Below are 12221 nucleotides of genomic sequence, written 5' to 3' on the forward strand. Positions count from 1 at the left end.
CCTGATTAATGTGAAACAGGCAAGAGGAGGGTCACCCCGTGGCAGCCGCAACACAGGTCCCTGGTGAAGGGGATGACGAGGCGTCGCCTCGCTACCGGCCGGGCTATGAGCTGGTCGCCGAGCAGCTGCTGAACTACATCGACGAGCAGAACCTGCGGGCCGGCGACCGGCTGCCCACGGAGCAGGGCCTGGCTGAGATCCTGGGCGCCTCCCGCAATGTCACCCGCGAGGCGGTGAAGGTCCTGGCCGCCATCGGCCGGCTGAGTGTGCGGCGTGGCGCGGGCATCTTCGTCGCCGAGTCCACCGGCGGGCTGGTGGACGACCAGCTCTCGCACTTCCGGCCGACGAGCATGGAACACGTCCTGATGCTGCTTGACTACCGGACGGTGATCGAGTCGGAGACGGCGCGCCGTGCGGCCTCCCTCGCCACGCCGATCGAGGTCCGTACCGTCCGGGAGTGCGCCGAGTCGTCACTGGAGGCGGCCCGGGCGGCAGACGGGTACGCCTTCGCCAGGGCCGACGCGGCGTTCCACGACGCGGTGGGCGCCGCCGCACACAATGTCTTTCTGAGAGCGAGCGTCGCCAACGTGCGGCGTTTCGCGTCACAGTCCGACGTGCTGCTCTTCCACGGTGACGCTCCCGGGTCACTGGAAGTAGCCGCAGGACAGCACCTCGCCATAGCTGAGGCGGTCGCCGCGGGGGAGGCCGATCTCGCCACGCAGCTGATGGTGGAGCACATCGCCACCACTCAGAGCCAGTTCGAACGCAAGATCCGTGACCGGCTGTTCAATCTTGACGGCCGCGGCGCCTCCGGGGCGCCGGCGCAGCCGCCGAGGAGCGCCGGTGCCGCGGACGAGCCGTCGTCCCCGGAGACATCCGCCTCGTAGACCGGCACCGCGCCGGTACCACGGGCTCGCGGACCGAGCCGCCCAACGCCGGAGGAACCCGCAGGACGAGCGGGCTCCCGGACGTCATCTCATTCAGGCGATTGGATTCCTGTGTCTGTACCGTCTGTTTCTCCACGAATATTCGTGCCGCTCCGAAGAGTTTTCGTTGCCGCACTGGCCCTCGCTGCGACAACGGCGCCCCTGGCCGCCGTGCCGGCCCAGGCGTCCCCTTCGAACGCGTCGGGCCTGGACGTCTACGTCTCGCCTACCGGCCGCGACGCCGGCTCCGGTACCGCCAAGCATCCGTTCAAGACGCTGGAACACGCACGGGACTACGTGCGTGACGTCAAGACGAAGGTCTCCGGCGACGTCCGCGTGCTGCTGATGTCGGGTACCTACCGGCTGAGCCGGACCTTCACCCTCACCGCCCAGGACTCGGGCAGTGCCGGGCACCGGGTCGTCTACGAGGCCGCGCCCGGCGCGCAGCCGGTGATCAGTGGCGGCACGCAGGTCACCGGCTGGACCCCGGCCGACTCGTCGGGGAAGGTCTACAAGGCCGAGGTCGGCGACCTCGACACCCGCCAGCTCTATGTGAACGGCGAGTTGGAGACCCGGGCGCGGGGCGGGAAGAACCCGGCCGGCTTCAGCAAGACGTCCACCGGCTACACCTTCACCGACAGCAGTCTCAGCAACTACAAGCGTCCCTCGGACCTGGAGGTCGTCAGCAGTTGGGGCTGGAAGCTCATGCGCTGCCCCGTACAGTCGATCTCCGGCAACACGATGACGATGCAGCAGCCCTGCTGGCACAACGCCAACCTCCAGCAGGGTCAGGAGATCACCAATCCGACCTGGCTGGAGAACGCCCGCGAGTTGCTGGACACTCCCGGCGAGTGGTACCTGGACAAGGGCGCGGGCGAGATCTACTACATGCCCAAGGACGGTCAGGACCTGTCCACCGCGACCGTCACGGTGCCGCGCGTGCAGGACCTGGTCGACCTGAACGGCACCAGGACCGACCCGGTGACCGACGTGTCCTTCCAGGGCATCACCTTCTCGTACTCCACCTGGCTCGCCCCCAGTTCGTCCGACGGCCTCATCGAGGGTCAGGCGGGCTTCCGGATGGTCGGTGACAACAACCCCGACTTCGACTCGACCCGTCTGAAGTGGCAGAAGACGCCAGGCGCGGTCAATGTGAGCTACGGCCACGGCGTCAATTTCCAGGACAACACCTTCACCCACCTCGGCGCGGTCGGTCTCAATCTGAACACCGGCACCCAGGGCACCGACATCACGGGCAACGTCTTCCGCCAGATCGCCGCCACCGGCATCCAGATCGGCGGCACCGACGTGATCGACGCCCACCCCGATGACCCGCGTGACATCACCAAGGACACCACGGTCGACAACAACGTGGTCACCAAGGTCGCCGACCAGTACAACGGCTCGCTGGGCATCCTGGCCGGCTACACCGACCACACGGTGATCACCCACAACAAGGTCTACGACCTGCCCTACAGCGGCATCTCCGTCGGCTGGGGCTGGGGTCTGACCGACAAGGGCGGCGACACCAACTACCCCGGCAACTCCGGCGTACCGATCTGGAACACCGACACCACCAGCCGGGACAACAAGGTCACCGACAACGACATCTCCGACATCATGAAGTCGCAGGCGGACGGCGGCGCCATCTACACCCTCAGCACCAACCCCGGCGGCGTGGTCTCCGGCAACTACATCCACGGCGTTCCGGCGCCGGCCTACGGTGCCGTCTACCACGACGAGGGCAGCCGCTACTGGCAGAACACCGGCAACGCCTTCTGCGACGTGGCGTACCAGTGGCTGCTGATGAACCACGGCATGGACATCACCGCCACCGGCAACTTCACCACCCAGCCCGCGTTCACCACCCAGGCCAACAGCACGGGCAACAACGTGAGCGGCAACACCACCGTCGGCTCCTGCGACCAGCTCCCGGCCTCGATCGTGAACAACGCCGGCCTCCAACCGAGCTACCGTCACCTCGACCCGGGCCCGGACGTCACCGACCGCCAGGCGCCCACCGCGCCCGGCACCCCGACCGCGGTCACCGACTTCCCGACCATCGCGGACCTCAACTGGCCCGCGTCCACCGACGACACGGGCGTCACGGGCTACTCCGTCTACCGCGACGGCACGCTTGTCAGCGCCTCCGGAAAGACCTCGGTGCGCCTGTCCGGCCTGACCGGCGGGAAGACGTACAGCTTCCAGATCACCGCCCGTGACGCGGCCGGCAACGAGTCCCAGCCGAGCCAGGCACTGGAGGTCACCATGCCCTCCGGCTCCGACCTGGCGCTGAAGAAGCCGGTCACCTACTCCTCGTACTCCGAGGACAACACCCCCGAGAAGGCGGTGGACGGCGACCTGTCCACCCGCTGGGCCCAGGGCCTCGGTCTGCCCGACCCGTCCTGGATCCAGGTGGACCTCGGTGCCCAGTACGACGTGAACGGCGCGATCACCACCTTCGAGAAGAGCAGCGGCTACAAGTACCGCATCGAGGTGTCCCCGGACGAGGTCCACTGGCAGACGCTGGCGGACCACACCTCCGCGAACACCACGGCGATGACCGACTACTCCCACACCGCCGATCCGGTCGCCGGCCGCTTCGTGCGGCTGACGGTCACCGGCTCCAGCGGCAACGGCGGCAGCATCTACGACTTCCAGGTCTACGGCACGCCCAGGGCGCCCAGTTCCGACCACACGCCTCCCGCGGCCCCCGGACAGCCCAACGTCAAGCCGCTGCTGCCCAGCCTGGCGGACCTCACCTGGCCCGCCGCGACCGATGACACCGGCGTGACCACCTACGCCGTCTACCAGGACGGCAAGCGGATCGCCGTCACCGATGCCACGACCCTGCGGGTCTCCGGCCTGACTCCGGAAAAGCAGTATTCCTTCACGGTCGTCGCCCGCGACGCCGCGCTGAACACCTCCGACCCCAGCCCGGCGGCCGTCATCACCATGCCGGCCGACCACGACCTGGCGCAGAACAAGGCGGTCACCGCTTCCTCGTACTCGGAGGACAACACGCCTCAGAAGGCGGTGGACGGCGACCTGTCCACCCGCTGGGCCCAGGGCCTGGGGCTGCCCGACCCGTCGTGGCTCCAGGTGGACCTGGGCCAGGACACGTCGGTCTCCAGCGTGGTGACCACCTTCGAGAAGCCCAGCGGCTACAAGTACCTGCTCGAGTACTCCGCCGACGGCGTCACGTGGTCCACGTTCGAGGACCACACCTCCGAGAACACCGCTTCGGCGACCAACTACTCGTTCGCCGACGCGCCCGTCACCGCCCGCTACCTGCGGCTGACCGTCACTGGATCCAGCTGGAACGGCGGCAGCATCTACGAGCTCCAGGCATACGGCGACTTCTGACCCGTACGCGCCCCCGGAGCCGGCCCGCTCACAGAGAAATGACATCAGGATGAAGATCACCCATGTCGAAGTACACCGGATCGAAGTTCCGGCGGCCAGCCCGCCCTTCCGCTGGAGGGACGGACTGAGCGGAAGCGCTCCGGTGGGCGACGGCGCGGTGCTGCGGATCGGCACCGACGAGGGAGCCGAGGGGGTGGCGCTGTTCGCCCGGCCCGGAGCCTTCGCCACCCTGCGGGACCTGGTGGAGCGGGTCTTCCGCGAGGAACTGGTCGGAGCCGACCCGTTCCAGCGGGAATGGCTGTGGCACCGGGTGTGGGAGCTGGACCGTATTCACGAGCTCCCGCTCCCCGCCCTGGGCCTGATCGACACCGCCCTGTGGGACCTGGCCGGCCGGTACCACGGCCAGCCTGTCTGGCGCCTGCTGGGCGGCTTCCGGGAGACGATCCCCGCCTACGCCTCCACCTCGACGTTCTCCAGCATCGCGGAGTTCCTCGACGTGGCGGACCAGTGCTTGGAACTGGGCTACCGCGGTATCAAGCTGCACGCCTGGGGCGACGCCCGGCGTGACGCCGAGCTGTGCCTGGCGTTGCGCGACCACGTCGGTCCGTCGATCCCCCTCATGTACGACGGCTCGGCCGGCTTCGACCTGCCCGACGCGATCCGCCTGGGCCGGGCGCTCTCGGAGGCCGACTACCTCTGGTACGAGGAGCCGATGCGCGAGTTCAGCATCTCCGCGTACCAGAGGCTGGCAGCGGCCGTGGACATACCGCTGCTGGTGGCCGAGACCTCCGACGGAGCGCACATGAACTCCGCGGACTTCATCCGGGCCGGTGCCGCCACCTTCGGGGTGCGGGCCGGCACCACCCTCCGCGGCGGCATCACCGGCGCCATGCGCACCGCACACCTCGCCGACGCCTACCGGCTGCGGGCCGAGGTGCACGGTTCGGACATCCCGAACCACCACCTGTGCATGGCGATCTCCAACACCACCTACTACGAGTCCCTGGTGACCGCGGCGAAGGTCGTCCGCGAGCGCCATGTGGACGACCAGGGCCTGGTGCACGCCCCCACGGGGCCTGGCATAGCCCTCCCGCTCGACTTCGGCTACGGCAAGGAGCTCCTGCCGTTCGTCGAGCAGCCGCGCTGACCGTGTGGTGGCCGTCCGCCCGGACCGCCACCGCAGCGGCGCCCCCCATCAGGCGCGTTACCTGTCCCACGCAAGGAACAAGAAAGGCAAGACGATGAGGTCTTCCGGATCTCCGAGAATCGGCCGGCGCCGCGCAGTGCTGCGCACCACGGCGGCCGCGCTCTCCCTGGCCACAGCGGCTGTCCTGGCCGGCTGCGCCAGCGCCGACACCACCGCCCAGTCGTCCTCGTCCGCGCAGCCGGCGTTCAAGCCGGTCACGCAGCAGGACGGCTCGCAGATCACGGTGTGGGCCGACTCGACCCGCCTGCCGTCGGTGCAGGCGTACCAGAAGTCGCACCCGAACGTGAAGATGAAGATCGTCACGTACGACGGCGGTGCCGACGGCTCCACGTATCTCCAGACGAAGGTGCAGCTCTTCGACCGGACCGGCAGCGGCTGGCCGGACGTGGTGTTCGGTTCACCCACCGACGTGACCTGGGCGTCGGAGCCCACCAAGCCCGGCGCACAGCCGTTCGCCGCGCCCCTGGACGACAAGCTCGTACCGCAGAGCACGCTGGACGGCTTCGCCAAGGGCTCCCTCGCGCCCTGCCAGTTCAACGGCCACACCTACTGCCTGCGCAACGACATCGCTCAGGTCGTGCTCTGGTACAACAAGAACCTCATGGACAAGTGGGGCTACAAGGTCCCCACCACCTGGGAGGACTACGAAGCCCTGGGCAAGCAGGTCGCCAAGGACCACCCCGGCTACCTCGTCGGCTCCGTCGGCGACACCAACTCCCACGAGTCGTACTTCTGGTCCGGCCGGTGCCCGGCGTTCAGCCTGACGAAGCCGGACACTCTGCGCAGCGCCCTGCAGGACCCGAACTGCACCCGGATGGCGAAGCTGCTGGACGGGCTGATCTCCGCCAAGGCCGTCACCACCAAGGGCTTCTTCAGCCAGGGCTTCGCCAAGGAGAGCGGCAGCAAGGTCCTGATGGCGTACGGCCCGTCGTGGTACGGCCAGTACCTCTTCAAGGCCGCCTTCAACGCCCCGGCCAAGCAGATCGCCGCGGCGTCCCCGCTGACCTGGAAGGGTGAGACCACGGCCGCCACCGGCAACGTCGGCGGCGGCGTGTGGATGGTGTCCTCGCACAGCGCCAACCTCAAGGCGTCCACGGACCTGGCCACCTGGCTGACCACCTCCGCCCAGAACCAGGCCTCCGCGCCGACCTACCCGGCCTACACCAAGGCCGCGGAGGCGTGGCTGGCCAACCCGGCCAACAGCGACTACTTCGCCAACGACGTGAGCAAGCCCTTCCAGGAGGCCGCCAACGAGGTGTGGACCGGCTGGTCGAACACCAAGTTCCCGGACGCCACCGCCTGGTCCAGCGTCGTGCTGCCGGCCCTGACCGCCGGCAAGACCCTGACCTCGACCCTGCCGGCGTGGCAGCAGGAGATCAGCAACGAGGCGAAGGCCCACGGATACCAGGTGGTCAACCAATGACCTTGCTGGAGACCGAGCGCGTCGCCGTCTCCCCCCTCCGCCGCGGCATCATGCCGCGGCGGAGGGGCCGCGGTCTCGCGGGCTACTTCTTCGTCGCCGGCTACGCGGTGCTGCTGCTCGCGTTCGGCGTCTTCCCCACCGGCTACTCGTTCTACCTGGCGCTCACCAACGACCGGGGCCAGTTCACCGGACTCAACCAGTTCCTGAAGGTCGCCCAGGACTACCGCTTCGTGCCGGCCTTCACGAACATGCTGATCTACCTGGTCATGTGGCTGGTCACACTCGTCGTCCTGGTGGTCCTCGTCGCGGTGGTCCTGCGCAGCCGGGTGCGGCCGGGCACTTCGGCGCTCTTCCGCTTCCTGTACTACATTCCCGGTGCCCTCGCCGGAGTCGCCAGCGTCCTGGTCTGGCTGTTCATGCTGGACCCCGACGTCAGCCCGGTGTCCTGGATGCTCAAGAGCATGGGACTGCAGACCTTCGCGGCCGTGCTCTCGCCCGGCAACCTGCCGCTGGTCCTCATGCTGATCGCCTTCTGGACCGGCGCCGGCGGCTGGATGGTCGTGATGTACGGGGCGCTGAACAACATCCCCGACGAGGTGCTGGAAGCCGCCCGGATGGACGGCGCGGGGCCCTGGCGCACCGCCTGGCACATCCAGATCCCGATGATCCGGCAGTGGATCGTCTACATGACGATCATGGCGTTCGCCACCGGCACCCAGCTGTTCGTCGAGCCCCAGTTGCTCCAGACCGCCAGCCTCGGCCGGGTGAGCCCCACGTGGTCACCCAACCAGCTCGCCTACGTCTACGCCTTCCAGCAGGGCGACTTCAACGGCGCCGCCGCCATCTCCGTCTTCCTGCTGGCGCTGGGGCTCCTGGCGGCCGGACTGCTGGTGGCCCGATCGAACCTGTTCAAGTTGGACGAGAAATGACACAGACCACTGTCCCCTCGGCGGCGGCGGGCCGGCGCTTCGCCCCTTCCCGGGCCGCCTCCTTCCTGGTAGTGGGCCTCCTGCTGGCCCTGTTGCTGGTGTTCTTCGTTTTGCCGGTGATCTGGCTGCTGCTCGCGCCGTCGAAGACCGCGGGCCAAGTGGTGCAGGACAACCCGTTCTCCTTCGGCTCGTTCCGGCAGATCGGTGCCGCCTGGCGGCACCTGTTCGCCTTCCAGGACGGCGCCATGGTCACCTGGCTGCGCAACTCGGCCATCTACTCCGGTGGTTCGCTCATCCTGACGCTGGCCGTCAGCGTGCCCGCCGGGTACGCACTGGCCCTGACGAAGTTCCGCGGACGCAAGACGCTCCTCATGATCACCCTGGTCACGATGATCATGCCGCAGGCCACCCTGGTGCTTCCGGTCTTCCTGGAACTCAACCGCTTCCACCTGATCGGCACCATCTGGTCGGTGATCCTGCCCTTCTCCTTCTACCCGTTCGGCGTGTACCTCGTGTACATCTACTTCGGGAGCAGCCTGCCCAAGGACCTGCTGTCGGCCGCGCGGATCGACGGCTGTACGGAATGGCAGCTCTTCTCGCGCATCGCGCTGCCGCTGGCGAAGCCGGTGGTCGGGCTGGTCGCCTTCTTCAGCTTCGTGGGCAACTGGAACAACTTCTTCCTGCCGTACCTCGTCCTGCCGAAAAGCGAGCAGTTCCCCGTCCAGGTGGGCCTGTACCAGCTGCTGACCTCCACGCCGTCCTTCAACCCCGTTGCCGGTGCCGGTCTGAACATCACCATCCCGGAACTGGCCCTGGCGATCATCGTCGCCATCCTGCCCGTTCTGGTGCTCTTCCTGTTCTCGCAGCGCACACTGGTGTCCGGGATGCTCGCCGGAGCGACCAAGGAATGAGTTCCCTCCGCGTCGCCCTCTTCCCCACCTGCGTCAACGACGCCGTCCACCCCGCCACGGCGATCGCCACGGTCACCGTCCTCGAACGGCTCGGCGTCGAGGTGGACTTCCCCTTCGAGCAGACGTGCTGCGGCCAGCCGCAGTACAACACCGGCTACCGCCGGGAGACCGAGCCGCTGCTGCGCCGCATGGCGAAGGCGTTCGACGGATACGACCACGTGGTGGCCCCGTCGGGCTCCTGCGTGGCCATGGTACGCGACAACTATCCCCGGCTCGGCTCGCGCGCCGCGGCCGAGGGGCGGGCCGACGACCTTGCCGACCAGGCCCGTTCGCTGGCCGGCCGGGTCCACGAGTTCAGCGAGTTCCTGGTCGACGTACTGGGCGTGACCGACGTCGGCGCGTACTTTCCCCACACCGTCACCTACCACCCGTCCTGTCATGGATTGCGGGTGCTGGGACTCGGCGACCGTCCCCGGCGGCTGCTGGAGGCGGTCGAGGGCCTGGAACTGGTGGAACTGCCCGGCGCGGACGAGTGCTGTGGGTTCGGGGGCACCTTCGCGGTGAAGAACCCCCACGTCTCGGCGGCCATGGGCGCCGACAAGATCCGCAACGCCGAGGCCACCGGCGCCCGCGTGCTGTGCGGCGCCGACAACTCCTGCCTCATGCACCTGGACGGGATGCTGCGCCGCCGGGGCAGTGACCTGCGCCCGCTGCACCTCGCCGAAATCCTTGCCTCCACCCGGACGGAACCCTTGCGATGACCGGTACGTACCTGGGGATGCCCGCCTTCCCCCGCGCGGCCGCCGCCGCCACCCAGGACACCCGTCTGCGGGCGAACCTGACCCGGGCCACCGGCACCATCCGCGCCAAGCGCGCGCAGGCCGTAGCCGAGCTGGACGACTGGGCACGGCTGCGCGCCGCCGGAGCCGCGATCAAGGACCGGACGCTGCGGCATCTCGACCACTACCTCGAGCAGTTGGAGGCGGCGGTCACCCGAGCCGGCGGTGTGGTGCACTGGGCGGCCGATGCCGGCGAGGCCAACCGGATCGTCGCCGACCTGATCAAGGCCACCGGGGAGACCGAGGTCGTCAAGGTCAAGTCCATGGCCACCCAGGAGATCGGCCTCAACGAAGCCCTGGCTGCCGAAGGCATCACCGCCTACGAGACCGACCTCGCCGAACTGATCGTGCAGTTGGGCGACGACCGGCCCTCCCACATCCTGGTCCCGGCAATCCACAAAAACCGGGGCGAGATCCGGGACATCTTCCGCGCGACCATGAGCCAGTGGGGACGCCCGGCGCCCGAGGGACTCACCGACGATCCCGCGGAACTGGCCGAGGCCGCCCGCCTGCACCTGCGCGAGAAGTTCCTGCGCGCCAAGGTGGCCATTTCCGGCGGGAACTTCATGGTCGCCGAAACCGGCACGATGGTCGTCGTGGAGTCGGAGGGCAACGGCCGGATGTGCCTGACCCTGCCCGAGACGCTGATTTCCGTGGTGGGGATCGAGAAAGTCGTACCCACCTGGCGGGACCTGGAGGTCTTCCTCCAGACCCTGCCCCGCTCCTCCACCGCCGAGCGGATGAACCCGTACACCTCGATGTGGTCCGGCACCACCGAAGGCGACGGGCCCCGGGAATTCCACCTGGTCCTGCTCGACAACGGCCGCACCGCCACCCTCGCCGACGAAGTCGGCCGCCAGGCGCTGCGCTGCATCCGCTGCTCCGCATGCCTCAACGTCTGTCCCGTCTACGAACGCGCCGGCGGCCACGCCTACGGCTCGCCCTACCCCGGCCCCATCGGAGCCATCCTCACCCCCCAACTCCGTGGGATCGGTACCGAACTGGACGCCTCCCTGCCCTACGCCTCCTCCCTGTGCGGCGCCTGCTACGAGGTCTGCCCGGTTGCCATCGACATCCCCGAAGTCCTCGTCCACCTCCGCGAACGGGTGGCCGAGCAGGGCGGTGCGGGCCACCGGCTGGAGAAGGGCGCCGTCCGCGCGGCCGGCTGGGTCCTCGACCGTCCGGCGGTTCTCGCCGCGGCCGAGCGCACCGCCTCCCGTACCCGACGGCTGCACCCCCGCCGCCTGCCCGGACCCGGCAGCGGTGCCTGGAGCGAGTCCCGCGATCTGCCCCGTATCCCGGCCGCGCCCTTCCGCGACTGGTGGCGCGCCAACCGAACGACCGAGGAGCGCCCATGAGCAGCCGGGACGTGGTGCTCGGCCGTATCCGCACGGCCCTGAGCGACGTCCCCCGCCAGGAGGGGCCCGAGGACGTCCCCGTCGCCCGCGACTACCGGGCCGCACACGCCGCGGACGACCCCGGTGAGCTGCTGGACCTGCTTCAGGACCATCTCACCGAGTACCGCGCGGCCGTGCACCGGTGCGACCCCGCCGGTCTGCCCGGGACGGTGGCCGCGGTGCTGGCCCGGCGGGGTGCTCGTACGGTCGTCGTCCCCGAGGGGCTGCCCGAGGAGTGGCTGTCCGAGGCCGTGGTCGAACGGCTCACCGACACCCCGCCGCTGAGCCCGCGCGCCTGGGACGCGGCGGACAGCGTGGTGACGGGGTGTGCGCTGGCCATCGCCGAGACGGGCACGATCGTGCTGGACGGCGGGCCGGGGCAGGGCCGGCGTGCGCTGAGCCTGATCCCCGACCACCACCTCTGCGTGGTGCGCGCTCCGGAACAGGTCGTCGCCTCGGTTCCGCGAGCCGTGGCGCGGCTGTCACCGAACCGCCCGCTCACCTGGATCTCCGGTCCTTCCGCCACCAGCGACATCGAACTCGAACGCGTCGAAGGCGTCCACGGCCCCCGAATCCTCGACGTCGTCCTCGTCCACCCCTGAGCCGCACCGGCGCCGCGCACCCCTCACCCGACGACACCTGGAGCAGCCTTGCCCTCCCAGCCCATCGCCTGGCCGCCGCCCGAGCTCGCCGTACCGCCGGTACAGCTCCCACCGACCGCCCCCACCACCGCCGCCGACGGCCCTTCTTCGACAGGCGACTTTCCCGTTCCCATGTTCCGCGTCCTCCGCCCAGGACTCGAACCTGCGGCCCGGCCGACGGCCACCGGTCACAACAACGGACCCTATGGCGCCCTGATGCAACGCTCCGGGCGACGGTGCCGACACTCCACCGTCGGCGCCCGCCGCCCGCGGCGGCCCGTCGGCTACGGATTCCCCGGCCAGTCTGCCGCACATACAGCTGACGCACCGTCAGTCATATCCAGCGCCGATCCAGCTGGGGTACGGACAACCAGGGATGATGACAGGTGACGAGGTGTCAGAAAATCCAGTACGGATCCAGCACGGGGTACAGCGACGGGGCCGACCCCGACCGGGATAGACCCCATCTGACCTGCACATTTGCCAGATCGCCACGCCGACGCTGAGGCGGCGACTAAACGTTGAAGCGGAATGTCTGCACACCAACCCTGACCTGTGGCGGAGCCGCATGCAGCGCCCTGA

At 69.0% G+C, this 12221-nt stretch carries 9 protein-coding genes; all 9 read left to right on the forward strand.

Annotated features, from left to right (window positions below):
• The first annotated feature begins 38 nt into the window (after nt 1-38).
• Nucleotides 39-887 carry a FadR/GntR family transcriptional regulator gene (locus ACZ3TS_RS04325; RefSeq protein WP_467613550.1) on the forward strand — a complete coding sequence of 283 codons (849 nt, stop codon included), beginning with the start codon at nt 39-41 and terminating at the stop codon, nt 885-887.
• Nucleotides 888-1097: 210 nt separating this feature from the next.
• A complete protein-coding gene (locus ACZ3TS_RS04330; RefSeq protein ID WP_467613551.1) occupies nt 1098-4292 on the forward strand; it encodes a discoidin domain-containing protein in 3195 nt (1064 codons plus the stop codon).
• 49 nt (nt 4293-4341) lie between these two features.
• Complete coding sequence (locus ACZ3TS_RS04335; protein ID WP_467613552.1) at nt 4342-5439, forward strand: enolase C-terminal domain-like protein; 1098 nt, start codon at nt 4342-4344, stop codon at nt 5437-5439.
• A 94-nt stretch (nt 5440-5533) separates the two neighbouring features.
• Nucleotides 5534-6922, forward strand: a complete 1389-nt coding sequence (locus ACZ3TS_RS04340) for an ABC transporter substrate-binding protein (protein ID WP_467613553.1) — start codon at nt 5534-5536, stop codon at nt 6920-6922.
• Nucleotides 6919-7851 carry a carbohydrate ABC transporter permease gene (locus ACZ3TS_RS04345; RefSeq protein ID WP_366023797.1) on the forward strand — a complete coding sequence of 311 codons (933 nt, stop codon included), beginning with the start codon at nt 6919-6921 and terminating at the stop codon, nt 7849-7851. The genes ACZ3TS_RS04340 and ACZ3TS_RS04345 overlap by 4 nt, the downstream gene beginning before the upstream one ends.
• Nucleotides 7848-8762, forward strand: a complete 915-nt coding sequence (locus ACZ3TS_RS04350) for a carbohydrate ABC transporter permease (protein ID WP_366023798.1) — start codon at nt 7848-7850, stop codon at nt 8760-8762. Before ACZ3TS_RS04345 ends, ACZ3TS_RS04350 begins: the two co-directional genes overlap by 4 nt.
• On the forward strand, nt 8759-9523 hold the full coding sequence (locus ACZ3TS_RS04355) for a (Fe-S)-binding protein (RefSeq protein WP_366023799.1): 765 nt from the start codon (nt 8759-8761) through the stop codon (nt 9521-9523). Before ACZ3TS_RS04350 ends, ACZ3TS_RS04355 begins: the two co-directional genes overlap by 4 nt.
• Nucleotides 9520-10959 (forward strand): lactate utilization protein B, encoded by a 1440-nt coding sequence (locus ACZ3TS_RS04360; RefSeq protein WP_366023800.1) that lies wholly within the window; start codon nt 9520-9522, stop codon nt 10957-10959. The genes ACZ3TS_RS04355 and ACZ3TS_RS04360 overlap by 4 nt, the downstream gene beginning before the upstream one ends.
• Nucleotides 10956-11600 (forward strand): LutC/YkgG family protein, encoded by a 645-nt coding sequence (locus ACZ3TS_RS04365; RefSeq protein ID WP_467613554.1) that lies wholly within the window; start codon nt 10956-10958, stop codon nt 11598-11600. The genes ACZ3TS_RS04360 and ACZ3TS_RS04365 overlap by 4 nt, the downstream gene beginning before the upstream one ends.
• The last annotated feature ends 621 nt before the right edge of the window (nt 11601-12221 follow it).

The organism is Streptomyces sp. NPDC022910 (assembly GCF_055561075.1).

Coding starts and splice junctions, on each gene's coding strand:
- ACZ3TS_RS04335 (WP_467613552.1), top strand. CDS start 4,342: ATGAAGATCACCCATGTCGAAGTACACCGGATCGAAGTTCCGGCGGCC.
- ACZ3TS_RS04340 (WP_467613553.1), top strand. CDS start 5,534: ATGAGGTCTTCCGGATCTCCGAGAATCGGCCGGCGCCGCGCAGTGCTG.
- ACZ3TS_RS04345 (WP_366023797.1), top strand. CDS start 6,919: ATGACCTTGCTGGAGACCGAGCGCGTCGCCGTCTCCCCCCTCCGCCGC.
- ACZ3TS_RS04350 (WP_366023798.1), top strand. CDS start 7,848: ATGACACAGACCACTGTCCCCTCGGCGGCGGCGGGCCGGCGCTTCGCC.
- ACZ3TS_RS04355 (WP_366023799.1), top strand. CDS start 8,759: ATGAGTTCCCTCCGCGTCGCCCTCTTCCCCACCTGCGTCAACGACGCC.
- ACZ3TS_RS04360 (WP_366023800.1), top strand. CDS start 9,520: ATGACCGGTACGTACCTGGGGATGCCCGCCTTCCCCCGCGCGGCCGCC.
- ACZ3TS_RS04365 (WP_467613554.1), top strand. CDS start 10,956: ATGAGCAGCCGGGACGTGGTGCTCGGCCGTATCCGCACGGCCCTGAGC.